This window comes from Anaerolineales bacterium (assembly GCA_019637805.1).
Taxonomy (GTDB): Bacteria; Chloroflexota; Anaerolineae; order Anaerolineales; family UBA11579; genus JAMCZK01.
This window is the reverse complement of the sequence record JAHBVB010000001.1, coordinates 1,099,407-1,125,744: the sequence shown is the minus strand read 5'-3', so window position 1 is coordinate 1,125,744 and position 26,338 is coordinate 1,099,407. Positions and strand designations below refer to the sequence as shown.

Below are 26,338 nucleotides of genomic sequence, written 5' to 3'. Positions count from 1 at the left end.
AATGAACGATAAACGAAAATATCAAAAGACAGTTGAGGCATTGTTGTATCTATGCAACAAGGACACTCGCCTTTATTGGGTGTTGAAAATGCTATGGCGTGCAGAGCAGTTACACCTGTCGCGCTATGGGATGCCGCTAATAAATGATAAATATATTGCGATGAGCCACGGGCCAGTTCCCAGCCTTGCCTATGATATTGCTAAAGATGCGCGAGGCGGTGATACATATTCGTTTGATAATCCTGACCCTCAAAAAGTTCTTGATGCTCCGGACAATCGAACGTTGAGCCCCAAGCGCCGCGCAGACACGCAGCGCCTAAGCGAAAGCGATATTGAATGTTTGGAAGAAGCATTCAAAGAGTTATCACCACTGTCCTTTGGAGCCATAAAAACCCTAAGCCATACACAAGCCTACAAAAGCGCTCAAGAAGACGATGTTATCCCATTTGACGAGTTTGTTAGAGAGCTAGAGAATGGAGAACAGCTTCTGGAATTGCTTGTTGAATCCTAAATCATTGCAGCCGTCATAGAAAGAGAAAGAATTTGCTTTCGGGGAAATCCAGAGCCGAGCTCCAAAAAACGAAAATTGTTCCCGGTGCAATAGTGCATGTGTTTTGCGCGTATCTGCCTAATCCCAAAAACAAGTTTCTTGTTATCGTTCATGTAAACCACGCAGATAATCTGATTTTAGGCATCCTAATTAACTCTCGGATACACCCTCTCATAGAAGCCAACCCCGATAGGCGAATGTGTCAGCTTGAATTGGATGTAAAGGTTTACACCTTTCTGGATGGGAATTCTTATCTTGATTGTTCTTATATCTATGATGGCCTTGAATATCAGGAATTGGCCAACCATCTTGCAGCAAACAACGATTTCAAAGGAATGTTGCGCGAAGACGAGTTGGTCGAACTTATCCAGCTTGTTCAGGCGGCTCGAACAATTCCACAGTATGACAAGGACTTGATTATGAAGTCCTTTGAATGAGAAGCTTCCTAAGTAAGGAGTTTTCTATTATTGCTTACTTGTGACCAGCCACTTTCCCTTGTAGCCCATGAATGGCTCATCCAAGTATGCAAATACACCTTTCATTCCGTTCCTTGACATCTGCGCCTTTTTCCCTTCACACGCTTCAAACCGCATTTAATAGGCCCACAGACACTCTACGCCCAACCAGCCAAGGGGGCTCAGCCATGACTTCCAAAGATGTAACATGTAATATTGCCCGCTCCCCGCAATATTATTATTACAACTTGGGGCGCAAAAGATATATTAATAGTCCAAAAAAAGCCCGCCCCAAACCAATTAATATATCTTCGCAGGAATTGGTATCAAGCTTGGAGAAGCTACGCTTCTCCAAGCTGCGAAGCAGCGCAGCTGACCGCTGAAAGCTGAGCTTGCCGCGGTAAAATACCCCCAATGGCCAACCACTCCCCCACTCGCGACCGCATCAAGCTCGACGACATTCAGCTCAGCAACGTCACTCCCATGCGCCGGCCCGACTGGATCCGCGTGCGCGCCCCCATGGGCGAAAGCTACGAGAACATCAAGCGCCTGATGCGCAGCAAAGCCCTGCACACCGTCTGCGAAGAGGCCATGTGCCCCAACATCGGCGAATGCTGGGGAGACGGCACCGCCACCTTCCTGATGCTCGGCGACGTCTGCACCCGCTCCTGCGGCTTCTGCGACATCAAGCGCGGCATGCCCAACGAGATGGACTGGGCCGAACCCCTCAGGGTAGCCCAGGCCGTCAAAGACATGGGCCTGCAGCACGCCGTCATCACCAGCGTCAACCGCGACGAGCGCGCCGACGGCGGCGCGCCCATCTTCGCCATGGTCATCAAGCGCATCCGCGCCATCCACCCCGGCTGCTCCATCGAAGTGCTCATCCCCGACTTCAAGGGCAGCGCCGAGGCGCTCAAGATCGTCATGGACGCCCGGCCTGAGATCCTCAACCACAACGTGGAAACCGTGCCGCGGCTCTTCAAGCAGGTGCAGCCGCAGGACAACTACGAATGGGCCGCCGCCACGCTCAGCAACGCCAAGAAGATGGACCCCGAAGTACTGACCAAGAGCGGCATCATGCTCGGCCTGGGCGAAACCATGGACGAGGTCAAGGCGGTGATGCGCGACCAGCGCGACTGGGGCGTGGACATCCTCACCCTGGGCCAATACTTGCAGCCCAGCAAAAAGCACCTGCCCATCGCCCGCTACTACACGCCGGAAGAATTCATGCACCTCAAGGAATACGGCCTGGGCATCGGCTTCCAGTGGGTCGAAAGCGGCCCGCTGGTGCGCAGCAGCTACCACGCCGCTGACCAGGTGCGCGCGCTGAGTGCCGTGCATCGCAAACTGTATGGGGAAGCGTCGTCTCCCGACCCTCATGGAGAATCGTTACCCGGCGCAGCCGGGTAGATTCTCCCGCGCTGCGCAGCAGCGCACCTCAAGCTATACGGCTCTTCGTAGGGGCGGGGTAACCCCGCCCCTACCCAATTGACCGTCATTGCTCAGATTTTGGGGGTTCTACAATGATGCTAACCAAATAGCCGCGGCAGATCCTCGATTTGGGCCCAGCCCTCGCCCTCGCTGACCCGCTCCACGCGCAATTCGCTGAAGTAATCATCCAGCACGGCGGCGCGTTCCTGCGCCAACGGTGGGATGCAGTAGTCTTCCTCTTCCCACACGGCCAGGCCATCCGCCCGCAAGCGGGCGTTGTCCAGGCCGTGGTGCAGCGAGACGCCGAAGGGCCGCATCGCCTCGATCTCGCCGCTGTCCAGCCGGCCGCGCAGGTCGGCCATTAGGGCTTCATCCGGCTTGGCAGTCACCAGGTAATAGGCCATCTCAAGCCTCCACCGTCTTCAGCAGTTCAGCCAATGGCATCTCCGCCAGGCTGCCCAGGCGCAAGTCAGCGTGGTCCAGCTGCAGTTGGGCGGTCACTTGGTTGGGCACCGCCACGCAGAAAATGCCCGCCGCCCGCGCCGCGGTCACACCGTTGGGCGAATCTTCGAAGACGATGGCTTCATCGGCGGCCACGCCCAGCGCGGACAGCGCTGCCAGGTACAGTTCGGGGTTGGGCTTGATCTGCTGCACGTCGTCGGCGGTCTTGATGGCATCAAAGCGCTGGTACAAGCCCAGGCGCGCCAGGTGGCCGCGCACCCAGTTCTCCGGCGAGCTGCTCGCTACCGCCCGGCGCAGCCCCAGCCGCTCTGAATCTTCCAGCAAGCTCAGCACCCCAGGCAGCACCTCCTGCTGGTCCAGGTCTTCCAAATATTCCTTACGCCGGCTGATCCAGATCTCGTCGCGGTCAATCGTCTGGCCGCTCAGCGTCTCCAAATGCACATAGGGATCAAAGTCGGACTCGGCGTCTCCGCCGACGATCTGTCCCCAATCCTGCACCGCCAGCTCACAGCCGTATTGGCGATAGACCCGTTGCCAGGAAAGATAATCGGGCCATTCCGTGTCCAGGATCAAACCATCGAAATCGAAGATGAGCGCCTTGATCATAGGCGGCAGTATACCCGAAAGAAAAAGCGCCCCTCACTGAGGGGCGCCTGGCTTGAAACACAGCCCAGAGGCTTAGAAGATCTTGAGCAGCGCCTGCGCCGCCCAGCCGAACAGCGGCTGCGCGAACAGGAACAGCACCACTGTCGCCACTGCCGTCGCGCCCGCCGTCCAGGCCAAACTCTTGTCCTGGTGCACCTTGGGCGTGCCCGGCTGCATATACATCACCACCACCAGGCGCAGGTAATAGTAGGCGGAGATCAGCGAGGTCAGCACGCCCACCAGCGCCAGGCCCACCTGGCCGGCTTCCAGCACCGTGCGGAACAGGTAAAACTTGCCAGCAAAGCCCAGCGTAGGCGGCACGCCGGTGAACGAGAGCATGAAGACCACCATCGCCGCCGCCAGACCGGGCGCCTTGCGCCCCAGGCCGGCATAGTCGGCAAATTCCAGGCCCTTGCCCCCTGCATGCTCCAGGGCCATCACCACCGCCCAGGAGCCGAAGCTGGCGAAGGCGAAGGCCAGCAGGTAGAACAAGACCGAAGCGACCAGGTCGAAGCGCGCCGCGTCGCTGCCATAGGCGCTCACGGCCATCAGCACGAAGCCCGCGTGCGAAATGCTGGAATAAGCCAGCATGCGCTTGACGTTGCTCTGTCTGATCGCCAGCAGGTTGCCCACCAGCAGGGTGGCCACCGCCAGCCCGCTCAGCACCGGGGTCAATTGGTCGCTGATACCCGGGAACAGCACCAGCAGCACGCGCAGCAGGGCGGCAAAGCCCGCCGCCTTGGCGCCCAGCGCCATAAACGCCGTGACCGATGTGGGCGAACCCTGGTACACGTCGGGGGTCCACATATGGAAAGGCACTGCCGCCACTTTGAAGCCCAGGCCCACCAGAATCAGGCCAGCGCCAACCGTCAAATACAGTGGCTGGGCGCCGCCGCTGCCCAATGCGGCCACAATGTCCGAGAAGCCGGTGCTGCCCGTGGCGCCGTACACCAGGGCCACGCCGTACAGCAGAAAGCCGCTGGCAAATGCGCCCAGCAGAAAGTACTTGAGACCGGCTTCTTCCGAACGTTCGTCCGGGCGGGCAATCGCCGCCAGAATATACAGCGGGATGGAGAGCAGTTCCAAAGCCAGGAAGACCAGCATCAGGTCACTGGCCGAGCCCATCAGCATCATGCCGCTGATCGAGAACAGCATCAGCACATAATACTCAGGCTTGGCCCAACCCATGCGCTGCATGTAGTTGGTCGAAAGCGCAATGGTCAGCAAGCCGCCCATGATCAGCAGCAGGCTGAGGAACGCGGAAAAGCCGTCCGCCACCAGCATGCCGCCAAAGGCATCCGCCTCCAGGCTGAACTGGAAGGCCACGAAGATGCCCGTCACCAGCAGGCCCAGGGCGGTCAGCCCCGGCATCAGGCCGGGGCCGGCTTTGCGGGCAAACACCGAGACCAACAGCAAGGCGCAGGCCCACGCCACCAGAATGATCTGGGGCAGCAGGACCTGAAAGTCGAGTGGGGTAAGCGTCGGCATGGTTAGCGCAGGGCCATTCCGCCGTCTGCAAACAAGCCCAGCAAATGCTCCACGGTCGGGTGCATCAGGTCAAAGAAGGGCTTGGGATACAAACCGATCCAAAAGATCAGCACCAACAGCGGGATCATCACCGCCAGTTCACGCCAATCCAGGTCTTTCAATTTCTCGTTGGCCTTCTTGGTCACCGGGCCCAGGAACATCTTCTGGAACATATGCAAGATGTAAACCGCCGCCAAGATCACGCCCACCGCCGCCAGGGCGGTGTACCACACCGAGCCCAGCACGCCGCCAGCCTGGCCGGCGCCCCAAGCGCCCAGCAAGATGGTGAACTCGCCCACGAAGCCGTTCAGGCCGGGCAAGCCCATTGAGGACAAGCTGACGATCAGTGACAGCACGGCAAACACCGGCATGATCTTCCACAAGCCGCCGAACTCATCCAGTTCACGCGTGTGACGGCGCTCATAAATAAAGCCGACCAAAAGGAACAAGGCACCGGTGCTGATGCCGTGGTTGATCATCTGCAGAATGGCGCCTTCAATACCCTGTGCATTGATGGCGAAGATGCCCAGCACGACGAAACCCAAGTGGCTGATGGAGGAATAGGCCACCAGCTTCTTGACGTCTTTCTGCGAATACGAAACGATGGCGCCGTAGATGATGCCGATCACCGCCAGGGTGGCCATGGCCGGGGCCAACTGCACCGCCGCCTGCGGAAACAGCGGCAGGTTGAAGCGCAGGAAGCCGTAAGTGCCCATCTTGAGCAATACGCCAGCCAGGATCACCGAGCCGGCCGTGGGGGCCTGGACGTGCGCATCCGGCAGCCAGGAATGCAGCGGCCACATCGGCACCTTGATGGCGAAAGCGGCCGCAAAGGCCAGGAACAGCCAGAACTGCGTCTCGCCGGGAATGTTGCCCAGTGCGATCAATTCCGGCACATAGAAGCTACCTTGGTTGATGCCCAGCCACAAGATCGCCAGCAGCATCAAGATAGAACCGGCCATCGTATACAGGAAGAACTTGACCGCTGCATACATGCGCTGCGCCCCACCCCAAATGCCGATCAGGAAGTACATCGGCACCAGGGTGAATTCCCAGAAAATATAGAAAAGGAAAAGATCCTGCGCCAGGAAGACGCCCAGCATGCCGGTCTCCAGCATCAGGAAGAAGACCATGAAGTCACGGGCGCGTTCCTCCACCGCTTTCCAGGTGGAGAGGATGGCGATCGGCGCCAGGAAAGTGGTCAGCAGCACCAGCAGGATACTGATGCCGTCAATCCCCAGCGCATAGCGGATGTTCCAGCCCGCCACCTGGATCCAGCTGACGTTGACCTCCATCTGCAGGGTCGGGTCGGCCGGGTTGAACATCGCCAGCACCCACAGCGAGATGCCAAAGGTGACCAGGGAGATCCCCAGGGCCACCCGGCGGCTCAGCTCCTCACGCTCTTTGATGAAGAGCAAGGCCAGCGCGCCCAGCAGCGGGAAGAAGGTAAGCAGGTTCAGCGGTTCAAAAATAAAGTCCATATCCATCCTCAGCTAGAGAATACGAGGTATCCGATCATAATGACCACGCCCAGGAAGGTCACCAGGGCGTAATTGCGCACCAGGCCGTTCTGCAGCAGGCTCAACCCGCGGCCCAGCCCTTGGGCGGTCTTGGCCAGGCCATTGGCCAAGCCATCGATCACGCCCAGGTCGACCGGGTTGGCCAAGAAGTGGGCCAACCCGCGGAAGCCTTTGGCGATCAAGGTGTCGTGCACCCAATCATGCCAAAAGTCCCAGTCCACCTTGTCGGCCAGGAAAGCGGCCATGCGCTTGTACGGGTTGATGATGATGGCGAAATACAGCTCGTCCACCCACCACTTGTTTTCCATGGCCTTATACAGCCAGCCCAGGCGCTTCTTTAGTGGGTCAGCCTGGCGCTCCTTCAACGGCTGGCGGCCGTACAGCTGCCAGGACAGGTAGATGGCTAGGCCGGCCAGCAGGGTGGAGAAGGCCGCCACGCCGGGATTGAAGACCGTGGCGTGCGCCAGGTCGTGGCCCAGGGTGTGCTCCAGCCAGTCGGTCAGCGGGTGCCAGCCAGGGAAGTTGAGCAGGCCGCCGAAAGCGGACAGAGCGGCCAGCACCATCAGAGGCACAGTGACCACCGGCGGGCTTTCCACGGCGTGCGCCGCCGCGTCAGAGCGCGGCTGGCCGAAAAAGACCATTAGCATTTGGCGGCCCATATAAAAGGCGGTCAGGAAGGCGGCCGCGGTCAGCAGCACATATACGAACACATTGGCATGCAGCGCGTCCGTCAAAATTTCGTCTTTGGAGAAGAAGCCGGCCAGCGGCGGCAGGCCCGCCAGGGCCACTGCACCGATCATGTAAACCCAATACGTAACCGGGATCTGCTTGCGCAGGCCGCCCATAATGCGCATGTCCTGCGGATCCAAGTGGCCATGCGCGTGGTGTTCGTCGTGCTTCTTTTTCTTCTTCTTGGGCAGGTAAGGGTCATCCTCCAGCGGATGGTGTGCCCGTTCCAATGCCAGGATCACCGAGCCGGAGCCCATGAACAACAGCGCCTTGAAGAAGGCATGCGTCACCAGGTGGAACATGCCGGCCACGAAGGCGCCCATACCCACCGCCGCCACCATGAAGCCCAGCTGGCTGATGGTGGAATACGCCAGCACTTTCTTGATATCGGTTTGCGCCACAGCAATACTGGCGGCGAACAAGGCGGTCAGCCCGCCCACCACGGCCACTGTGGTCTGTGCCACCGGCGAGACGGCGAACAACGGGGCCGAACGCGCCACCAGATACACGCCGGCCGTCACCATCGTGGCCGCATGGATCAGCGCCGAGACCGGCGTGGGGCCAGCCATGGCGTCCGGCAGCCAGACGTACAGCGGCAGCTGGGCCGACTTGCCAGTCACGCCCAGCAGCAGCGCCAGGGTGATCAGCAAGATCACGGCCGGGGCCACCGTGCCTGCCAACGGCAGAACCTCGTCGAATTTCAGCGAGCCAAAGGCCCAGAAAATGGCGAAGACTGCGATCAGAAAACCAAAGTCGCCCACACGGTTGGCCACAAAAGCCTTTTTGGCCGCCTGTGAGTTGAGGAAACCCTTCTTGCCGTCCGGGTTGCGGTTGTACCAAAAGCCGATCAAGAGGAAGGAGCACAACCCCACACCTTCCCAGCCGACAAACAGCATTAAGTAGCTATTGCCGCTGACCAGCACCATCATGGCCGCGATGAACAGGTTCAAGTAGATGAAAAAGCGCGTGTAGCTGGCTGGGTCTTCTTTGTAGCGCACATCGTAAAACATATAGCCGGAGGCGTAGATGTGGATCAGAGTACCTACACCGGACACCACCAGCATCATCGTCACGGAGAGCGTATCGACCTGGAAGCCCCAGGGGACCTGCAGGCTGCCGATATTGATCCAGTCGGCCAGCGGCACGGCGGCGCCGTGCGGGTGCGCCGCCAGGCTCAGCGCCTGTAGCACCGCCACCACAAAGGCGCCGAACACCGCCGCGATCGCGATCAGGGCCGAGCCGCGCTCGCCCAGGCGGCGGCCGATCGCTATGTTCAACAGAAAGCCCGCGAGCGGCAGGAATACAACCAGGGGGACTAAATGAAAGCTGTCCACGGCTAACCCTTCATACTGGTGATGTCGTCAAGATTGACGGTTTGGCGGCTGCGGAAGATGGCCACGATCAGCGCCAGGCCCACGGCGACTTCAGCCGCGGCCACGGCGATGACGAAGAAGACGTAGATCTGGCCGTTGAGCGCGCCAAAGGAACGCGCAAAGGCCACAAACAGCAGATTGGCCGCATTCAGCATCAGCTCGATCGACATGAACACGATGATCGCATTGCGCCGCAGCAGCACGCCCAGAGCGCCCAGCGTGAACAGAATGGCGGACAGCGCGAAGTAATAAGAAACGGGCACCATGGCTATTCAGGCTTCTTTCTGTCTTCTTTGGTAATTACGATCACGCCCACCATGGCCGCCAGCAGCAGCACCGAGGTCACCTCAAACGGCAGAAGGAAGTCGCTGAACAAAGTCATGCCGATCGCCTGCGGGTTGCCGTAATCGCTGGCCGAGGGTTGCAGCATCTGGGTCACCTCGCCGCGGCCAAAAATGACCACAGCCGTTTCGGCGACCAGCGCCACCGCCAGCAGGATCGCCAGCGGGCGCTGCCAGCCGCCGCGGCCGGGCAGTTGGATCTGCTCGGCGCCGAGCAGCATGATCACGAACAGGAACAAGACCATGATGGCGCCGGCATACACGGTCACCTGTGCCATGGCGATGAATGGCGCGCCGAGCATCAGGAAAAAGACCGCGATGGTGGCGAAGTTGATGATCAGGAACAGCGCCGAATACACCGCGTTGCGGCTGACCAGCATGGCCACCGCCGCGCCCACCGCCACCAACGCCAGACCGAAGAAAAGCAACAGATCGCCGTTCATTAGTCTGGGTTCTCCATCATCGGGATGGAACGGTCAAACATGCCAGGTTCCACCTGCTGCGGGGTGGGGTTGCCTCCCGGCGGCACGGGCACCAACAGCTTCTCGCGCGTGTAAATCGACTGCGAGCGGTCGGTAAAGCTCATCTCATAGTTATCGCCCAGCACGATCGCTTCGGTCGGGCAGGCGTCTTCACAATAGCCGCAGAAGATGCAGCGCAGCATGTTGATCTCATAAGTGCTGGCATAGCGCTCGCCGGGGGAGAAGCGCTTCTCATCGGTGTTCTCAGACGCCTCGACGAAGATGGCGTCTGCCGGGCAGGCCGCCGCGCACAGCGCGCAGCCAATGCACTTCTCCAGCCCATTGTCATAGCGCCGCAGCTCGTGGCGGCCTTTGAAGCGCTGGCGCACCGGGCGCTTGGTCTCCGGATACTGGTAGGTTTGGGAACCACGCAGGATCTGGCGAGCCGTGATGCCCATTCCCTTTAAGATCTCGTAGAAGCTTTTGATGGCATTCAACATAACTGGCTCACAATCCCAACCACATGATCAGCACGGCTGTGAGGAAAACGTTCAGCAAGGCCAGGGGCAGCATGACTTTCCAGCCGAAACTCATCAGACGGTCATAGCGCAGGCGCGGCAGGGTAGCGCGGATCCAAATCATTACACCCAGGCTCAGGAAAACCTTGAACAATAAATACACAGGTCCCAGCAGCGGGTACTGATCCACAAAGGGTCCGCGGTAACCGCCCAGGAACAGAGTGGCGAAGATGGCGCTGACCGCCGCCATCTTGATGTACTCGCCCATGAAGAACAGGGCGAACTTCATGCCGGAATATTCGGTGTGGTAACCGGCCGTCAATTCCTGCTCGGCCTCGGGCATGTCGAACGGGGCGCGGTTGACTTCGGCCAGGCTGGCAATGTAGAAGATGATCGCGCCGATCGGCTGCCAGACCACAAACCACACATTGCGTTGGGCTTCGACGATGTCATTCATGCTCATCGAGCCCGCCAGCAAAATCGGGCCGACGAACGCCAGGCCCAGCGACAGCTCGTAGCTGATCATTTGCGCTGAGGAGCGCAGGCCGCCCAGCATGGCGTATTTATTGTTGGAGGACCAGCCCGCCAGCACGATGCCGTAGACCGAAATCGAGGCCACGGACAAGATATACAGCACAGCCACGTTCACATCGGCAATGCCCAGCGGGATCATGCGCCCGAACAGTTCGATCTCGGTGCCCCAGGGCACCACGGCGGTAATCACCAGGGCGGGCACAGCCGTCAGGATCGGCGCCAGGATGAACACCGTCTTGAAGGCCTTGGCCGGGATGAATTCTTCTTTGAAGATCAGCTTGATGCCGTCTGCCAGCGGCTGCAGCCAGCCGCCCGGCCCCACACGGTTGGGGCCGACGCGGATCTGGATCAGCGCCGCCAGCTTGCGCTCATAGAAGGTGGTGTAGGCAAAGCCCGTCAGCAGAACGAAGATGAGCACAAGGCTTTTAACCAGCCACTCCACAACCAACCAGATATCGATCATTAAGCTTCCACCTTCACCGCCGTGGGGCCGTTGATCGGCAAGCCCAGGCTGCGCGGGATCAGCGCCGTGCCTTGCGGCAGGCTGTTGTCGATCTTGGTCGTCACGGTGGCCTGCACGCCGTCCAGGGTCACCTTGGCCGGCTTGCCTTCGCTCAGGCCCAGGCCGGCGGCGTCCTGCGGGTTCAGCACCACTTGCGGCGCTTCGCGGCGCGGGTCCAGCAGCTTGGAGAACCTGATCGTGTTGCCGCGGTCATATTGGCGCGTCACCGGCACGGCCACCAGGCCGCTCGGCAATACTGTTTCGGCGGCGGCCTCCAAGCTCAAGGCTGGGGCTTCGCCGCGCTCGGCGGCGGTGTCCAGCTTCACGCCCAGGCCCTGGGTATTGTCGTAAGTCGTGCCGCCGTAGTACACATCGTCGCGGCCGATGATCGGCCACTGGGCCACCACTTCGGCCAGCCTGCCGTAATCCAGGCCACTGTAGGCCGGGTGCGTCTCGCTGGCCTGGCGGAAGATCTTGGCCGTGGAGCGCTGTTCCAGCTTCAGGCCCAGTGCTTCACCAATTTGGGCGGCGATGGCATAGTCGGCCCGGGCGCCTTCCAGCACCGGCACGGCCGGGTAAAAGCGCTGCACGCGGCGCTCGCCAGAGGTATAGCTGCCGTCGCGCTCGGTATAAGCGAGGGCGGGCAGCACCACATCGGCGGCGGCGGCGGTCTTGGTCATGGCCAGTTCCTGCACCACCACAAAGGCGGCCGCATCCACGGCGGCAGCCAATTGCGGGTCATCGCCCGCCGGGTCGGCGCCGGCGATGTACAGCAGGCCAGCCTCTTTCAATTGAGTCGCCAGGTCGGCGCTTGGGCGCAGGCCCATGTCCCAGGCGCCCTGGGCGTTGCCCTTGTCCCACACGGCCACCAGGCCGTTGTTGGCCCGGCCCACGTGGCCGGTGGCGATCAGTAAATTGGCGGCGGCCTGCGCCAGCGCCGTAGAACTGGCCAGGCTGGTGCCGTCGCTGCCGTAAAAGACCACCAGGTTCTCGGCGGCCTGCACAGCTTGGGCGGCAGCCTTCAGCGCATCTTCGCGCAGCAGTCCTTTGACCGCCTCGCTCTGCTGCGGGCTCTTGGGGGACAGGCTGTCCACCAGCGCCTGCAGTACGGCCGCTTCCTGGCCATAACTGTAGCGCACCACATGCTGGGCATAGCGTTCCAGCTTGGTGCTGCGTGGGTTGGCCACCACCAGGGTGGCGCCGCGCTCGGCAGCCTGCTTCAGGCGCAGCCACCACAGGCCGGCTTCTTCTTCCAGGTCGCTGGCAATCACCACGATGGTGGAACCGGGGCCTAAGTCAGCTAAATTGCTGCCAGCGCCCAGGCCCACCTGGGCGGTCAGGTCGCCGCCGGCCATCTGGCTGTACAGCAGCGCCGGGGCCTTGGCCGCGTCGCTCAGTTGTTTGATATTGAAATAGTCTTCGTTGCTCAGGCGTCCGCCGGCCAGGGTCACCATCTTGCCGGCGGCCTTCTTGACCTGCTCGCGCACCGCCGCCAAAGCCTCTTCCCAGCTCACCGGGGTCAGCTGGCCGCCTTTGCGCAGCAAAGGCTGCTGGATGCGGTTGGCGGCTTCCGTATAGTGGTAGCCAAAGCGGCCTTTGTCGCACATCCAGATCTCATTGACCCACTCGTTCTGGCGCGGCATGGCCCGTTTGATCACCGTCTGCCCGCCAGACTTGGCCTCACGGCGCGTGTTGAAGGTGATGTTGCAGCCCACCGAGCACTGGTTACAGATGGAGGCGGACTGCTGCATTTCCCACGGGCGGGCGCCAAAGCGGAAGTCCGCCGTGGTCAGCGCGCCCACCGGGCAAATGTCGGTGGTGTTGCCAGACCAGTATGAGTCAAAGCCCGGCTCCGAGAAGGTCACGATCTGCAGGGCGCGGCCGCGCTGCGAAAAGCCGATCACCGGGTCGTCCACAATCTCATCCTGGAAGCGCGTGCAGCGCGCACACTGGATGCAGCGCTCGCGGTCCAGGAAGATCAGGTCGCCCAGCGGCACGTGTTTTTCCAGGTGCTTCTTCTCGTCATAAATATAGCGGCTCTGGCCGGGGCCAAAGTTCATCGTCAGGTTTTGCAGGGGGCATTCGCCACCCTTGTCGCAAATCGGGCAGTCCAGCGGGTGCGAAGTCAGCAGGAACTCCAGCACTTCGTCGCGGGCTTCCTTTACATTGTCGGTGTAGCCGCGCACCACCATGCCCTCGGCCACCGGCACGGTGCAACCGGTTTCCAGCTTGGGGCCAAATTGAATGATCGGCTCGCCATTCTCATCCAGGGCGGGTTTGCCGGTCTCGCGGTCGATCTGCGGGCGGCCCACCTCCACCAGGCACATGCGGCACATGCCCACCGGTTCCATCTTGGGGTGGTAGCAAAACACGGGAATATCAATGCCGGCCTGCTTGGCCGCATCCACCAGTACCGTGCCGGCCTTCACCGCCACCGGCTGGCCATCGATAATTAACGTGACCAAGTTCTCGTCGATCTTCGGGGCTACTGCGTCGCTCATGGGTTGCTCACTTTGATGTCGACACTCACAGGCGCCTCAGACAGCACCTTGATTTCAAAATCATGGCGGAAGCGCTGGATGCTGGACATCACCGCTTCCGTGGAGAAGTCGCCCAGCGCGCACAGGCACTTGCCTTTGACGTTGCTGGCGACTTCATTCAACAGTTCGACATCCTCCCAGCGCGCCTGGCCGTGCTCAATGCGTTCGGTCAGGTGGCGCATCCAGAAGGTGCCCTCGCGGCAGGGCGTGCATTTGCCGCAGGATTCGTGCTGGAAGAAGTGCATGGTCTTGTTGATCAGCCAGGCCATGTTGACCGAGTCGTCCACCACGATCACCGAGGCGGAGCCCAGCATAGCGCCCACGCTGGGCACGCTCTCATAGTCCATCGGCGTGTCCAGCGCCTTCTCGTCGGCCACGATCAGCGAGGACGAGGCCCCCGCCGGCATGATGGCCTTGATACTGCGGCCGTTGGGGATGCCGCCACCGTGCTCAAAGATCAGCTCACGGAAAGTGGTGCCCAGGGGCAATTCGTAGTTGCCCGGTTTGGCGACATTGCCGGAGAGGCTGAAGACCTTGGTGCCCGGGCTTTTCTCGGTGCCGAAGCCCCGGAACCAGTCGGCGCCTTTCTCCAGGATCATGGGCACATTGGCCAGCGTCTCCACGTTGTTGACGATGGTCGGCTTGCCATACAGCCCGAAGCTGGGCGGGAACGGCGGGCGCAGCCGGGGCTGGCCCAGCTTGCCTTCCAGCGATTCGAGCAAGGCGGTCTCTTCGCCGCAGATGTAGGCGCCGGCGCCCAGGTGGGTGTACAGGCGCAGGCTGTAGTCCGTGCCGAACAGCTTTTCGCCCAGCAGGCCTTCGCGCTCCAGGTATTCGATATGCTTGTCCAGCTCGGCGGCCAGTTGCCAGAACTCGCCGCGCAGGTAAATGTAGGCTTCGTTGGCCCGCACCGCATAGGCGCACAACATCACGCCTTCCAGAAACTGGAAAGGATTGCTTTCCATGATCTCGCGGTCTTTGAAGGTGCCGGGCTCAGATTCGTCAGCGTTGACCACCACATAGTGTGGGAACACGTTCTTGTCAATAAAAGACCACTTCATGCCGGTGGGGAAGCCCGCCCCACCGCGGCCGCGCAGGCCGGAAGCCTTGACCAGGTCCGTGACCTCGTCCGGCTGCATGCTGGTCAGGGCGCGCTTAAAAGCTTCGAAACCACCGTTCTGGCGGTAGATCGGAAATTGGTCCAAGTTGGGGATCTGGCGATGGCGCAGCAGGATGTCGTTCATTCGACCTCCGTCGCGCGCCAGCTGTCCACCAGGCGGGCTGCGCTCTCCACTGTCTGATCTTCGTGATAGGCAATGCCCTCACTGCTTTGCACCTGGAACATCGGCGCTCGGTGGCAGGCGGCCAGGCACATGACGGCTTCGACCGTCACCAGGCCGTCTTGGGTGGTGCCGCCCGGCTTCACGCCCAGGTGGTCACACACGCCTTCCAGAAACTGGTCGGCCCCGCGCAGGGCGCACGGCAGGTCATTGCATACCTGAAGGCGGTACTTGCCTTCCGGCTTATCGTGATAGAGGGTGTAGAAGCCTAGGATCTCGGCCACATCCGTGGCGGAGATCTCCAGGATCTCAGCAATTTGGGCGAACTGCTCGCGGCTGACGTAGCCGTGCTCACGCTGGGCAATGTACAGCAGCGGCATCACCGCTGAGCGCTTCTGATCCGCAGGATACTTGGACAGGACCTGCGCAATTTCTTCGCTGTAGCGTTCCTGTAAAGGATTCACCGGTCGGTATCTCCCAAAACAATATCAATGCTGCCGATGATCGCCACCAGGTCGGCCACGTAATGGCCCTTGGAAAGCATGGGCAGCACCTGCAGGTTGACAAAGGACGGCGTGCGCCAGTAGCAACGATACGGCTTGGGGCCGCCATCGCCCTCCAGCAGCACGCCCAGCTCGCCGCGCGGCGATTCGACCGGCAGGTACACCGAATTCTTCGGCGCAGGGAACCCTTCCGTCCAGAGCTTGAAGTGGTGGATGACCGCCTCCATGCTCTCGCCCAGTTCAGCCCGCGGCGGGGGCACAAATTTGCGATTGTTGCTGCGGAACGGGCCGCTGGGCAGTTTGTCCAGCGCCTGGTGAACAATGCGCACCGATTCATACAGCTCTTTCATGCGCACCCAATAGCGCGCATACACGTCGCCTTCGGTGGCCAGAGGCACGTCGAATTCATAGCGCTCGTAACCGGAATACGGCTCGGCCTTGCGAATGTCATAATCCACGCCAGACCCACGCAGCGTGGAGCCGGTCACGCCCCAGGCCAGCCCGTCTTCGGCAGAAAGGATGCCAATATCCTTGGTGCGGTCCAGAAAGATCGGGTTCTTGCTGATCAGGGCTTCGAATTCCTTGAAGTGACGCGGCAGATCATCGATCAATTCGCGCACGCCCTCCACCCAACCGTCAGGCACATCACGCCACAGGCCGCCGGGGCGGAAATAGGTGGTCATCATGCGTTGGCCGCCGGCCATTTCCATCAGGTCCAGGATACGCTCGCGCTGGGTGAAGGTATAGAAGAAGACCGACATGGCGCCCAGATCCAGCATGTGCGTGCCCAACCAAACCATGTGCGAAGCAATCCGCTGCAGTTCGGCGAAGATCACGCGTACCGCCTGGGCTCGCTCCGGTACGTCCAAGTCCACCAGCTTTTCCACTGCCAGACAATAGGCCAGGTTGTTGCCCATCGTGTTCAAGTAGTCCAAGCGGTCGGTCATCACCTCGGACTTTTCGTAGCTCTTGGACTCGATGCTCTTCTCGATCCCGGTGTGCAGATAGCCGATATCCGGAATGCAGTTCACTACGATCTCGCCATCCAGCTCCAGCAGCAGGCGCAGCACGCCGTGCGTGCTGGGGTGCTGGGGACCCATGTTGAGCAGGATCGTATCGCCCTCGATCGCCCGCGGCGAAACCAGGTGGCGCAATTCCTCAGTCGTGATCTCGATCTGTTCTAGCGACGACATGGCAACCGGCTATTCCTTGGGACGCGGCTTGCGCGCCTCAATCTCTTCGAAGTTGAAGCTGAACTGCACTTCTTCGTAGCCCAGCGGATAGTCTTTACGCAAGGGGTGCCCAGTCCAGTCCGCTGGCATTAGGATGCGGCGCAAGTCCGGATGGTTCTGGATGCGCAGACCAAACATGTCCCACAGCTCGCGCTCGTGCCAATCCGCATTGGGATAGACAGAGGTGATGCTCTCCAGCTCTGGATCATCGCCGTCTAAGGGCACGCGCACTTCCAGGCGCAGGTTCTTGGCCAGGCTCTTGAACTCATACACGGCATGGAAGCGCGGCGTGCGCTCCGGCCAGTAGTCCACCGCGCTCAGGGCTGCCAGCATTTCAAAGCCGTGCTGGTCACGCAGCGCGTTGGCGGCGGCCAGGATGTGCTGCGGGGCCACCAGCAGCCTGGCCTGGCCGCGGAATTCGCTCTGGCTGGCGCCAAACTGCTGCTCCAGGTCGGTCAAGACAGGTTCGAGCTGTGCATGCATAAGGCTAGGCCCAATCCTTGAAAGTCTCGCCCTTCACTTTTTCGTGCAGGGTCATAATGCCGTGGATCAAGGCTTCCGGGCGCGGCGGGCAGCCGGCCACATACACGTCCACCGGCACGATCTCGTCCACGCCCTGAACAATGGCGTAGTTGTTGTAAACACCGCCGCACGAGGCGCAATCTCCCATGGAGACCACCCACTTGGGCGCAGGCATTTGGTCATACAGGCGGCGCAGCACCGGGGCCATCTTGCGGCTCAGGCGGCCGGCCACGATCATCAGATCGGACTGGCGAGGGCTGGCGCGCATCAGTTCCATCCCGAAGCGGCTCATGTCATATTGCGGAGCCTGCGAAGACATCATCTCGATGGCGCAGCAGGCCAGGCCAAACAGCATCGGCCACATGGCGCCGGTGCGGCCCCAGTTCACCACCTTCTCGAGCGAGGTGGTCACGATCCCCAAATTACCGAGTTTGCTCTCTACTCCCATTCCAACGCGCCTTTCTTCCAGGCGTACACATAGCCAACCAGCAGGATGAGGATGAAGACCACCATCTCGATCAGTCCGAACCAGCCCAGCTGGCGGAAGGTCACCGCCCAGGGCAGGAAAAAGATCACTTCAATGTCGAAGAGGATGAACAGCACCGCAATCAGGTAAAAGCGCACCGGCAAACGCCGTGTGCCCGGCCCGATCGGGCGCATGCCCGACTCGTAAGACTCCATCTTGCGCTCTGAAGGGCGGTTGGGCCCAAACAAATGCCCAATGCCCACGATCAGGGCGGCCAGCCCGGTGGAGAGGATCACGAGAATTGCGATGGGTAAGTAGTCTAAGAGCATATACACCTAAAACCCACAGACTTTAGGCAAAATCGGGCGACACCTAAGTTTTTGTAGGTTAGCAGGAGTCTATCATAGGGGGATTTAGGTGTCAAATTTCACAAACTCAGCGCCTATTAATCTAGTTCGCAAGCAGCCTGCCTAAGCAGAGAACGCACAGGGCAACCTCAACGCTGTTCATCCTGAGCAAGCGAGGGATGCTTAAATATCCAGTCGGGGGAACGGACCGCGATTACAGCGCCACTTCGCCGCCGGTTTCCAGCGCCCGCAGCGCGGCAAACCCGGCCCGCGCCCCACTGAAAATATGCTCATAGGGGATCGGCGGCGGGCCGCCGGCCTGCAGGCTGGCGGCAAAGGCGGCCCAGATCGCGGCATGGCCTTTGTCGCCGCCGCTGCGCAAGCGGCGCGTATTGCCGCCGCGGGTCAGCTCCAGACGGCGGAAGTCGTCCAGCACGGCCACGTCACCACCGCAAAAGACCTCCAGCCGCTCCTTGGAGACCGCCCGGTCGCCGTTGGACAGATAGCTCAACGTACCCAGTGAACCATCGGCGAAGCGCAGCGTCACCTGGAGATTGTCTTGCGGCTGGCCGCCCGGCTCCTCCAGGGCGGCGGCGGAGACCGCCAGCGGCGCCTGGCCTGCCAGGAAGATCAGAAAGTCGATGAAGTGGCAGCCTTCGCCCAGCAGGCGGCCGCCACCCTGCGCCGGGTCCTGCAGCCAGTGCCCGGCCGGCAGCGGCCCGGCATTCACTCGGAAGTGCGCCGCCAGCGGTTGACTGCGCCCGGCCAGGAAGCCGGCCAGTTCCTGCGCCAGCGGCGCAAAGCGCCGGTTGAAACCCACCGTCAGCTGCGGGGCATTCTTTTGCGCCAAGGCGCGCTCAATGCGGGCCAACTCGGCTTCATGCAAAGCCAGCGGCTTCTCGCAGAAGACATGCTTGCCCGCTTTCAGCCCGGCCAGCGTCTGGCTCGCGTGCAGATGGTGGCGGGTCAGCACCGCCAGGGCATCCACCTGCTTGTCGGCCAGCAGTTCTGCCGGGTCGCTGGCTGCGTAGCGGAAGCCGTAGCGCTGTGCCAGGTCGGCCGCCGCCCGGCCGCCTGCCGAGGCAATCCCCACCAGCTCCACGGTGCGCACGCCTTTCAGGGCGGGCAGCAGGGTATGGCGGGCAAAGTTGCCGGCCCCCAGCACACCCAGGCCTATTTTGTGCTTGGCCACGGGTTTGGAGGAAACCGCCAGCTTCTTGCTGGCACGGGTCTTAGACGCTGCCTGTGAATAGTTGAGCAGTACGCCCAGGAAATCTTCCAGGCTGCGGATCAGGTCATAGGCCTGCACCGCTTCTTCTATATCGTAGCGATGGCTGGTCAGGCTCTTCACCTCAAGTGCACCCCTGCCCAGCAGGTCGACAAAGGCCTGCAGGTTGCGGCCCTCGGTCCAGCGCACATAGCCGATCGGGTAATCCACCCCGACTTCTTCGTAGCCGGGGTCATAACGCCCCGGCCCATACGAGCGCGAGACGATCAGGTTCAATTCCTTGGCATAGTAGCTGCGCCGCGGCACGCTCAGTCCCACCGCCCCCACCGCCACCACCGTGGCGCGCTCGCGGGCGATTTCGCCGGCCAGCTCCACCGGGTCGTCGGATTTTGTATCGGCGCAGATCAGCACCGCATCGTAGCCGTGGCCGGCGCTGCGCGCCGCGGCGGTTTTCTCCGCCTTGTCGCGGACCACCGCGTCCAGGCCGCGGCGCTTGGCCAGCGCCACCCGGCGCGGGTCGGTATCCACGCCCAACACCTCGCAGCCGGCCGCGGCGGCCAGGCTGGCGGCCAGTTGGCCCAGCAGGCCCAGGCCGATCACGGCCACCCGCGCCCCCAACTGGACTTCGGCCAGGCGGAAGCCGTGCAGGGCGATCGCGCCCAGGGTGGCAAAGGCCGCAGAATCAAAGTCCACTTCATCTGGCAGGGCCGCCACCAGGTTCTGAGGAACGCACACGTATTCGGCGTGCACGGCGTAACCCCCGCCGGCGCAGGCCACGCGCTGGCCGGGGCGCAAGCCTTGCACGCCCTCGCCCAGTTCCACCACCGTGCCGGCACAGGAATAGCCCAGCGGCATGGCGTCGCCCAGGCGACCAAAGGCGGCCTGGGCTGCGTTGAGCAGGCCGTCCCGGCGGGCTTTTTCCAGCACCTGGCGCAGCAAATCCGGGCGGGAGCGGGCTTTGCCCAACAGCGAGCTCCCGGCAAACTCGACCAGGGTGCGTTCGGTGCCGGCCGAGACCAGCGAGGCCGCATTGCGCACCAGCAGCATGCCCGGGCCTGGGGTGGGCACGGGCACATCCGCCAAGTGCGGTTGTTTGGCGCGCATATCTTGCAGAAGTTGTTTCATGGAAACCTGCCGCATTCTATCATTTTCAGTTTTGGGCGGCCCGTAACCAGCCGCGGCTATATAATGCGGCCATGAGCGATCCACGCCTGATCAACTTTGCCCGTATCCTGGTGGACTACTCCACCAAAATCGCAGCGGGTGACCGCGTGTTCATTGAGGCCACCACCGAAGCGCTACCCGCCATCCGCGAGGTCTACAAGCTCGTCGTGGAGCGCGGCGGTCACCCGTATATCCAGATGGAGTTTCCTGAGCAACAGGAGCTTTTCTTCGAGCATATTCCCGAGGCCGAAGCCGCGCACAAGAACCAGCTTATGGCATACGCCTACGACAACTTCGAGGCGCGCATTCGCCTGTGGTCTGAAACCAGGTTGGACGCCCTGCAAAACGTCGACCCCAAGAAACAGGCCGCGCACTCGGCCGCCAATACGTCCATCCTGCGGGCGCAGATGGAGCGCGGCGCCCGGGAGGAATTCAAGTGGGTCACGACCCTCTTTCCCACCCAGGCCTACGCCGACCAGGCCAGCATGAGCCTGGCCGAATACCAGGATTTCTATTACAAAGCCGTGCACGCCGTGGCCGGCGACCCGGTGGCGCACTGGCTGGGCGTCAAGGCCGACCAGCAGCGCTATATCGACGCCATCCAAGGCCATGACAAAGTGCAGCTGCGCGGCCCGAATGTGGACCTGACCCTCTCTATTAAAGGCCGCACTTTCCGCAACTCGCACGGCATCCACAACATGCCTGATGGCGAAATTTTCACCGGCCCGGTGGAAGACTCGCTCAACGGGTGGGTGCGTTACACCTATCCGGCGCTCTACGAAGGCCATGTGGTCGAAGGCGCCGAACTGCACTTCGAGAACGGCAAGGTGGTGAAGGCTACTGCCCGCAGCGAGCAAGACTTCCTGCGCGCCCAACTCAACGTGGACCCCGGCGCCAGCTATGTGGGCGAATTCGCCATTGGCCTCAACACCGACATCGACCGTTTCACCGGCCACATCCTGCTGGATGAGAAGATCGGCGGTTCATTCCATATGGCGCTGGGGGCCGGCTACCCGGAAACCGGCAGCCAGAACAAAAGCGCCGTGCACTGGGACATGATTTGCGATTTGCGTGAAGATTCGGAAATTCTTGTGGACGGGGAACTGGTCTATAAGGATGGCGCGTTTACGATCTAGTACAAATAACCACAACACAAAGTTTGTTCTTCGTGCTCTTTGCCTCTGTGGTTAATTTTTTTTACTTGAAGCGCGTAGGGGCGTAGCATGCTACGCCCCTACACCAAATCCGCTTGAAGATGAAGGCTACTTCCTCTGCCGCCCCCAAAAGCCGCGCCACAGCGGGCGAATGTCCTCGCTGCTGATGAAGGCGTTCTCATCAATGTCCTGCGCCACCTGGTGGATGCGCTTGACATTGCGCCGCGGGGCACCGACTTCCAGCAGGCGCACTGCCCCGCTGCGGCCGCGGGCGGAAATTTCGGTGACGCCGTAGCCTTCCTTGCGCAGCGCTTTGGCGATCGCGGCGCCCTTCTTGCTGCTGACAATACGCACTTGCTGGTGCCCCACCGCCAGGCGCTCCTCCAGCATGATGCCGAAGGTGTTGCCCGTGGCGAAACCAGCCGAATAGGCCACGATGTAGAGGATGTTGTTGAGGTTGCTGAACACCGCGCTCAAAGTGATGACGAAGATGACCGTTTCGGTGAAGCCCAGCACCCAGGCGATCAGCTTGCGGCCGCGGATGGTCATCATGAACCGCAGCGTATCGATGGTCTGATTGATGGTGCGGGCGGTGAAGATACCCAGGGCGACCAGCAGCGATTCGGGGGTGACGATAAATTCCATTAGCTAGCCTTCCAAGAACTGGTCGGGGTTCTCGATCGCCGGCAGGTACATGCTATTCACATATTCTTTCAGCATGCGCCGGGCGCTGAACTGCGGGGCCAGGGTGCGGATGGATTCCTTGACCATCGCCAGCCAGGCTGGCGGCGGCTCGTGGGGCAGGCGATCCTGGTAGTACAGCGGCACGATCTGGTTTTCCAATACATCGTACAAGCTGGCTGCATCGCTGGCGTCCTGTTCGTTGGGGTCAATAATATCTTCGTCCTTGCCGATCACCCAGCCGTTTTTGCCGTTGTAGCCCTCGCGCCACCAGCCATCCAGCACAGAGAAGTTGAGCGCGCCGTTCAGCGCTGCCTTCTGCCCAGACGTCCCCGAGGCTTCCATCGGGCGCCGCGGCGTATTGAGCCACACATCCACACCCTGCACCAAGTAACGGGCCACGTTCATGTCGTAGTCTTCCAAGAACACCAGCCGCCCGCCGGTTTCGGCCTTCTTGACCACCCGGTAGACCTCTTGAATGAGCAGCTTGCCGCCCTCATCCGCCGGGTGGGCCTTGCCGGCGAAGATGATCTGCACCGGGCGATTGGGCCGGTTGAGTAGGCGCAGCAGGCGGTCAATATCGCTCAGCACCAGGTCGGCGCGTTTGTATGTGGCAAAGCGTCGCGCAAAGCCGATCGTCAGCGCGTAGGGGTCCAGCATCACGCCCGCGGCCAGGGTCTGCACCGGATGCACGCCATCGTGGATCCAATGCTTGCGGGCGCGTTCACGGATGAACGCCCCCATACGGCGCTTGAGGTGACGCCGCACTCTCCACAATTCGGCGTCGGGGATATCCAGCACTCCATCCCACATTTTGGGGTCGTCCAAGCGCTCATGCCATTGTTTGCCCAGGTGCTTGCGCAGCAATTGCGCCAGACGCTGTGACAACCAGGTATCGGTATGCACTCCATTGGTCACATAGCGAATTTTGACTTCGTCTTCCTTCACCTCAGGCCACAAGAAGTTCCACATGCGCCGCGCCACCCGGCCGTGCAGTTCGGAGACGCCATTGTGCTGGGCGGAGAAACGCAAGGCCAATATTGGCATGCTGAAGGTGGTCTGGTCAGCAGCCACGCGTCCGGCCAAGTCAATGAAGCCCTGCTGATCCAGGCCCAGTTCAGGCCAATAATGCGAAAAGTATTGATCCACCAACCACAGCGGGAATTCATCGTTGCCTGCTGGAACCGGGGTGTGGGTGGTGAAGAGGTTTTGATTGCGCAGTTGCTGCACAGCCTGTTCCAGCGGCATGCCGGTCGCCACCAGCTCGCGGGCCTGCTCCAGGCTGAGGAAGGCGGAGTGGCCCTCGTTCATGTGCCAGACATTGGGTTGGTAACCCAGCTTGCGCAGGGCACGCACGCCGCCAATGCCCAGCACGATCTCCTGCGAGATGCGCAGGTCCATTTCGCTGCTGTACAAGCGGGCGGTCAGGTGGCGGTCCGTGTCTGTATTGCTCTCCACGTTGCTATCCAACAAATACAGCGGCACGCGTCCCACACGCACTTCCCACACCTGAGCGTGCAGCGTGCGGCCGGGAAGCTGCACCTCAACCGTCAGGCGCCGGCCATCCGCATCCACAAGTGGCATGACGGGCATGTCTTCAAAGCGCAGCGTGACCCGCCGGGCTTCCTGCCAGCCATCTTCGCTGATGTGTTGGAAGAAGTACCCCTGGGTGTAGATAAAGCCCATCGCCACCATGGGCAAGCCCAGGTCACTGGCTTCTTTTAGATGGTCGCCAGCCAGAACCCCCAGGCCGCCGGCATACATGGGCAGGGTTTCATGCAAGCCAAACTCCGTGGAGAAATAGGCGATCTTTGCCTCGTCATGCTGGGCGCAATTCTGCTGAAACCATGTGTCGGTGGCATGGATATAGGCGTCAAAACGTGCCAGGGTGGCATCGTACAAGTCCACATAATTCAGGTCCCGGGCCGCGGCTTCCAGTCGCTTCAGGGGTACATTGCGCAGAAAGAGCACGGGGTTGTGCCCCACCTGCTCCCAGAGTACATTGTCAATCAGGTCAAATAAATCGCGTGCGTTCTGGCTCCAGGTCCACCACAGGTTGTAAGAAAGCTCTCCCAAGCGGCGGATGCGTTCTGGAATGTTGAAGTGGTTGGGCTGGCGCGCATGAAAATCGGACATAAAGGCTCTCTTCCTGAATGTGAAGATTAAATAGTACCATGCACACTTCGCCCAAAAGGCGCGGGTATAATCCGCCCTCTGACGCGCCTGCCCCAACCCTGGCGCTCTCTGGAGCTTATGAGCAGCATTGAGGAAATCAAAGCTCGCATAGACATCGCTGACCTGGTCTCCGAGACCGTCCAACTGCGCCGGGCCGGCAAGAATTTCACAGGGCTGTGCCCCTTCCATAGCAATACACGCACTCCATCCTTTGTCGTCTTCCCAGACTCCGGCACCTGGCGCTGCTTTGGCCAGTGCAATGAGGGCGGAGACGTATTCAAGTTTGTGATGAAAAAAGAGGGCTGGGATTTCCCCGAGGCCTTGCGCCGCCTGGCGGAACGCGCCGGCGTGCAGCTGCGCGCCCCCAGCCCCATGGAGCAAGCCGCCAAAGAACAGCACACACGCCTGCGTGAGCTGCTGGAGGCGACCACCACCTTCTTTCGCCAGCAGCTGCTGAGCAGCGAGGCGGGCAAAGCTGCCCTGGGTTACATTCGCGGCCGCGGCCTGAGCGACGCCACCATCGAGGCTTTTGGTCTGGGCTACGCGCCTGACTCGTTCAACGCGCTCAGCGACTACCTGGCAGACAAGGGCTACAGCCCTGCAGAAATGCTGGAGGCCGGAGTAGCCAGCGAACGCGATGGGCGCCAGTACGACCGCTTCCGCAACCGGCTCATCTTTCCCATTCGCGACAGCGGCGGCCGCATGGCGGGTTTTGGCGCCCGCGCCCTGCGGGATGGCGACCAGCCAAAGTATCTGAATTCCCCGCAGACGCCGCTGTTTGACAAGGGCGCCCTGCTTTACGGCCTGGACCGTGCCCGCAAAACCATCCGCGACGAAGACCAGGCCGTGCTGGTGGAAGGCTACATGGATGTGATCGGCCTGCATCAGGCCGGCTTCAGCAATGCGGTTTCCCCGATGGGCACAGCCATCAACGAGGGCCAGCTGCGCGTGCTGAAAAGACTGAGCAAGCGCATCGTCCTGGCGCTGGACGCGGATGCGGCGGGCAACCAGGCCACGCTGCGCGGTCTGCAAGTGGCCCGCCAGGCGCTGGACCGCGAAGAGGAGATCGTCTTTGACGCCCGCGGCTTGCTGCGCCACGAGGCCCGCCTGCAAGCAGACATCCGGGTGATCACCCTGCCGCCGGACACAGACCCGGACGAGCTGGTGCAAAGCGACCCGGAGGAATGGCCGCGCTTGCTGGCCGCCGCCCGCCCGGTGGTGGAACACGTGATGCTCAGCCTGGCGGCCGGACAAGACCTGAACGACCCTAAAGCCAAACGCTCTCTGGCAGAGCAGGTCATGCCGCTGATCGGCGACCTGCCCAGCCCGATCGAACGCGACACCTACACACAAAAGCTGGCTCGCCTGCTGCAGGTGGACGAGCGCAGCCTGGTCAGCGAGCGGCCGGCGCGGCGGCCGGCCAGCCGCCCAAGGCCGCGCCGCCCGGCCGCGGAAGCCACCCAAGCCTCCCCGGCGCCGGCTGAGGCAACCAACTCCGACCCCAACTTCAAGCTGGAGAAGCACATTCTGGCGGTGATCATCCGCACCCCGGAACTGCTCTACCGCGTCAATCGTTCTCTGCAACAAGCCAAGCTGCCGCGGCTTTCTTCGGGTGACTTTCAACATTCCGAAATGCAGGAGATGTTCCGTTTGTCTCTGGAGTCCCTGGAGCAGGATTTGCTGGAACCTTCCAGCTATGCTTTGCAAAACCTGCCGCTGCCGCTGCTGGACCGCGCCGATGAAATGTTGATGAACAGCCAGGAGATGGACCCCAACGCGGAACGTGTGTTTGAAGACCTGCTGCGCAGCATTTTGATGCTGCGCCGGCGCAACCTGTACGCCACCAACGAGCAAATGCGCTACTTGCAAGCCGCGGCGCAAGAGGAGGGCGACTTGAAAGCCAGCGAATACGCCCAAGTAATGCTACAAAATACTCTGACGCTGCAGCGCCTGGATAAGGCGCTGGCCGGCGACCGCAAACTGGCCTCCACCCGCTAA

Annotated in this window: 24 protein-coding genes; 5 read left to right on the top strand and 19 right to left on the bottom strand. The window is 61.3% G+C overall.

Annotated features, from left to right (window positions below; translation table 11 throughout):
* The first annotated feature begins 1 nt into the window (after position 1).
* The 3 genes from KF885_05485 (at position 2) to lipA (ending at position 2,415) form a co-directional block, all read left to right on the top strand.
* On the top strand, positions 2-511 hold the full coding sequence (locus KF885_05485) for a SocA family protein (GenBank protein ID MBX3048610.1): 510 nt from the start codon (positions 2-4) through the stop codon (positions 509-511).
* Between the two features lie 236 nt (positions 512-747).
* On the top strand, positions 748-987 hold the full coding sequence (locus tag KF885_05480) for a hypothetical protein (protein ID MBX3048609.1): 240 nt from the start codon (positions 748-750) through the stop codon (positions 985-987).
* A 432-nt stretch (positions 988-1,419) separates the two neighbouring features.
* Entirely contained in the window at positions 1,420-2,415 is a 996-nt protein-coding gene (lipA, locus tag KF885_05475; GenBank protein MBX3048608.1) for a lipoyl synthase, read from the top strand.
* Between the two features lie 119 nt (positions 2,416-2,534).
* On the opposite strand, the gene KF885_05470 is transcribed toward lipA, so the two are convergent.
* The 17 genes from KF885_05470 to KF885_05390 form a co-directional block, all read right to left on the bottom strand.
* Positions 2,535-2,840, bottom strand: a complete 306-nt coding sequence (locus KF885_05470; GenBank protein MBX3048607.1) for a hypothetical protein — start codon at positions 2,838-2,840, stop codon at positions 2,535-2,537.
* A gap of 1 nt (position 2,841) precedes the next feature.
* Complete coding sequence (locus KF885_05465) at positions 2,842-3,504, bottom strand: HAD family hydrolase (GenBank protein ID MBX3048606.1); 663 nt, start codon at positions 3,502-3,504, stop codon at positions 2,842-2,844.
* Positions 3,505-3,576: 72 nt separating this feature from the next.
* Positions 3,577-5,031 (bottom strand): NADH-quinone oxidoreductase subunit N, encoded by a 1,455-nt coding sequence (locus KF885_05460; GenBank protein MBX3048605.1) that lies wholly within the window; start codon positions 5,029-5,031, stop codon positions 3,577-3,579.
* A 2-nt stretch (positions 5,032-5,033) separates the two neighbouring features.
* Positions 5,034-6,551 carry an NADH-quinone oxidoreductase subunit M gene (locus KF885_05455; protein ID MBX3048604.1) on the bottom strand — a complete coding sequence of 506 codons (1,518 nt, stop codon included), beginning with the start codon at positions 6,549-6,551 and terminating at the stop codon, positions 5,034-5,036.
* Between the two features lie 8 nt (positions 6,552-6,559).
* Positions 6,560-8,653 (bottom strand): NADH-quinone oxidoreductase subunit L, encoded by a 2,094-nt coding sequence (locus KF885_05450; GenBank protein ID MBX3048603.1) that lies wholly within the window; start codon positions 8,651-8,653, stop codon positions 6,560-6,562.
* A 2-nt stretch (positions 8,654-8,655) separates the two neighbouring features.
* Positions 8,656-8,958, bottom strand: coding sequence for an NADH-quinone oxidoreductase subunit NuoK (gene nuoK / locus KF885_05445; GenBank protein ID MBX3048602.1), 303 nt, complete (start codon positions 8,956-8,958; stop codon positions 8,656-8,658).
* Between the two features lie 2 nt (positions 8,959-8,960).
* The gene (locus KF885_05440; GenBank protein MBX3048601.1) at positions 8,961-9,476 is read right to left on the bottom strand and encodes an NADH-quinone oxidoreductase subunit J; all 516 of its coding nucleotides are present in this window, start codon (positions 9,474-9,476) and stop codon (positions 8,961-8,963) included.
* Positions 9,476-9,994 (bottom strand): NADH-quinone oxidoreductase subunit NuoI, encoded by a 519-nt coding sequence (nuoI, locus tag KF885_05435; GenBank protein ID MBX3048600.1) that lies wholly within the window; start codon positions 9,992-9,994, stop codon positions 9,476-9,478. Before nuoI ends, KF885_05440 begins: the two co-directional genes overlap by 1 nt.
* Before the next feature lie 7 nt (positions 9,995-10,001).
* Positions 10,002-11,009 carry an NADH-quinone oxidoreductase subunit NuoH gene (gene nuoH / locus KF885_05430; GenBank protein MBX3048599.1) on the bottom strand — a complete coding sequence of 336 codons (1,008 nt, stop codon included), beginning with the start codon at positions 11,007-11,009 and terminating at the stop codon, positions 10,002-10,004.
* Positions 11,009-13,549 (bottom strand): NADH-quinone oxidoreductase subunit NuoG, encoded by a 2,541-nt coding sequence (gene nuoG, locus KF885_05425; protein ID MBX3048598.1) that lies wholly within the window; start codon positions 13,547-13,549, stop codon positions 11,009-11,011. The genes nuoH and nuoG overlap by 1 nt, the downstream gene beginning before the upstream one ends.
* Positions 13,546-14,832: an NADH-quinone oxidoreductase subunit NuoF gene (gene nuoF, locus KF885_05420; protein ID MBX3048597.1), complete on the bottom strand. Its 1,287-nt coding sequence runs from the start codon at positions 14,830-14,832 to the stop codon at positions 13,546-13,548. Before nuoF ends, nuoG begins: the two co-directional genes overlap by 4 nt.
* Positions 14,829-15,332, bottom strand: coding sequence for an NAD(P)H-dependent oxidoreductase subunit E (locus tag KF885_05415; protein ID MBX3048596.1), 504 nt, complete (start codon positions 15,330-15,332; stop codon positions 14,829-14,831). The genes nuoF and KF885_05415 overlap by 4 nt, the downstream gene beginning before the upstream one ends.
* Entirely contained in the window at positions 15,329-16,564 is a 1,236-nt protein-coding gene (gene nuoD / locus KF885_05410) for an NADH dehydrogenase (quinone) subunit D (protein MBX3048595.1), read from the bottom strand. The genes KF885_05415 and nuoD overlap by 4 nt, the downstream gene beginning before the upstream one ends.
* Positions 16,565-16,573: 9 nt before the next feature.
* Entirely contained in the window at positions 16,574-17,086 is a 513-nt protein-coding gene (locus KF885_05405) for an NADH-quinone oxidoreductase subunit C (GenBank protein MBX3048594.1), read from the bottom strand.
* 4 nt (positions 17,087-17,090) lie between these two features.
* Positions 17,091-17,573, bottom strand: coding sequence for an NADH-quinone oxidoreductase subunit B (locus KF885_05400; GenBank protein MBX3048593.1), 483 nt, complete (start codon positions 17,571-17,573; stop codon positions 17,091-17,093).
* A complete protein-coding gene (ndhC, locus tag KF885_05395; protein ID MBX3048592.1) occupies positions 17,564-17,920 on the bottom strand; it encodes an NADH-quinone oxidoreductase subunit A in 357 nt (118 codons plus the stop codon). The genes KF885_05400 and ndhC overlap by 10 nt, the downstream gene beginning before the upstream one ends.
* Before the next feature lie 232 nt (positions 17,921-18,152).
* Complete coding sequence (locus KF885_05390; protein MBX3048591.1) at positions 18,153-20,291, bottom strand: bi-domain-containing oxidoreductase; 2,139 nt, start codon at positions 20,289-20,291, stop codon at positions 18,153-18,155.
* Between the two features lie 71 nt (positions 20,292-20,362).
* On the opposite strand from KF885_05390, the gene KF885_05385 reads away from it, so the two are divergent.
* Positions 20,363-21,466: an aminopeptidase gene (locus KF885_05385; GenBank protein ID MBX3048590.1), complete on the top strand. Its 1,104-nt coding sequence runs from the start codon at positions 20,363-20,365 to the stop codon at positions 21,464-21,466.
* A gap of 126 nt (positions 21,467-21,592) precedes the next feature.
* Here KF885_05385 and KF885_05380 read toward each other — a convergent pair whose 3' ends face one another.
* Positions 21,593-22,129, bottom strand: coding sequence for a DUF2179 domain-containing protein (locus KF885_05380; protein ID MBX3048589.1), 537 nt, complete (start codon positions 22,127-22,129; stop codon positions 21,593-21,595).
* A 3-nt stretch (positions 22,130-22,132) separates the two neighbouring features.
* Positions 22,133-24,301 carry an alpha-glucan family phosphorylase gene (gene glgP, locus KF885_05375; GenBank protein MBX3048588.1) on the bottom strand — a complete coding sequence of 723 codons (2,169 nt, stop codon included), beginning with the start codon at positions 24,299-24,301 and terminating at the stop codon, positions 22,133-22,135.
* A 117-nt stretch (positions 24,302-24,418) separates the two neighbouring features.
* On the opposite strand from glgP, the gene dnaG reads away from it, so the two are divergent.
* Positions 24,419-26,338, top strand: a complete 1,920-nt coding sequence (gene dnaG / locus KF885_05370) for a DNA primase (GenBank protein ID MBX3048587.1) — start codon at positions 24,419-24,421, stop codon at positions 26,336-26,338.

Bases quoted from the DNA above. Each gene is read 5' to 3' on its own strand.
- KF885_05390 (MBX3048591.1), bottom strand. From the start codon at position 20,291: ATGAAACAACTTCTGCAAGATATGCGCGCCAAACAACCGCACTTGGCG.
- nuoD (MBX3048595.1), bottom strand. From the start codon at position 16,564: ATGTCGTCGCTAGAACAGATCGAGATCACGACTGAGGAATTGCGCCAC.
- nuoG (MBX3048598.1), bottom strand. From the start codon at position 13,549: ATGAGCGACGCAGTAGCCCCGAAGATCGACGAGAACTTGGTCACGTTA.
- KF885_05405 (MBX3048594.1), bottom strand. From the start codon at position 17,086: ATGCATGCACAGCTCGAACCTGTCTTGACCGACCTGGAGCAGCAGTTT.
- KF885_05455 (MBX3048604.1), bottom strand. From the start codon at position 6,551: ATGGACTTTATTTTTGAACCGCTGAACCTGCTTACCTTCTTCCCGCTG.
- KF885_05385 (MBX3048590.1), top strand. From the start codon at position 20,363: ATGAGCGATCCACGCCTGATCAACTTTGCCCGTATCCTGGTGGACTAC.
- nuoK (MBX3048602.1), bottom strand. From the start codon at position 8,958: ATGGTGCCCGTTTCTTATTACTTCGCGCTGTCCGCCATTCTGTTCACG.
- glgP (MBX3048588.1), bottom strand. From the start codon at position 24,301: ATGTCCGATTTTCATGCGCGCCAGCCCAACCACTTCAACATTCCAGAA.
- KF885_05380 (MBX3048589.1), bottom strand. From the start codon at position 22,129: ATGGAATTTATCGTCACCCCCGAATCGCTGCTGGTCGCCCTGGGTATC.
- lipA (MBX3048608.1), top strand. From the start codon at position 1,420: ATGGCCAACCACTCCCCCACTCGCGACCGCATCAAGCTCGACGACATT.
- dnaG (MBX3048587.1), top strand. From the start codon at position 24,419: ATGAGCAGCATTGAGGAAATCAAAGCTCGCATAGACATCGCTGACCTG.
- nuoF (MBX3048597.1), bottom strand. From the start codon at position 14,832: ATGAACGACATCCTGCTGCGCCATCGCCAGATCCCCAACTTGGACCAA.
- ndhC (MBX3048592.1), bottom strand. From the start codon at position 17,920: ATGCTCTTAGACTACTTACCCATCGCAATTCTCGTGATCCTCTCCACC.
- KF885_05460 (MBX3048605.1), bottom strand. From the start codon at position 5,031: ATGCCGACGCTTACCCCACTCGACTTTCAGGTCCTGCTGCCCCAGATC.
- KF885_05480 (MBX3048609.1), top strand. From the start codon at position 748: ATGTGTCAGCTTGAATTGGATGTAAAGGTTTACACCTTTCTGGATGGG.
- KF885_05440 (MBX3048601.1), bottom strand. From the start codon at position 9,476: ATGAACGGCGATCTGTTGCTTTTCTTCGGTCTGGCGTTGGTGGCGGTG.
- KF885_05485 (MBX3048610.1), top strand. From the start codon at position 2: ATGAACGATAAACGAAAATATCAAAAGACAGTTGAGGCATTGTTGTAT.
- KF885_05465 (MBX3048606.1), bottom strand. From the start codon at position 3,504: ATGATCAAGGCGCTCATCTTCGATTTCGATGGTTTGATCCTGGACACG.
- KF885_05400 (MBX3048593.1), bottom strand. From the start codon at position 17,573: ATGGGAGTAGAGAGCAAACTCGGTAATTTGGGGATCGTGACCACCTCG.
- nuoI (MBX3048600.1), bottom strand. From the start codon at position 9,994: ATGTTGAATGCCATCAAAAGCTTCTACGAGATCTTAAAGGGAATGGGC.
- KF885_05470 (MBX3048607.1), bottom strand. From the start codon at position 2,840: ATGGCCTATTACCTGGTGACTGCCAAGCCGGATGAAGCCCTAATGGCC.
- nuoH (MBX3048599.1), bottom strand. From the start codon at position 11,009: ATGATCGATATCTGGTTGGTTGTGGAGTGGCTGGTTAAAAGCCTTGTG.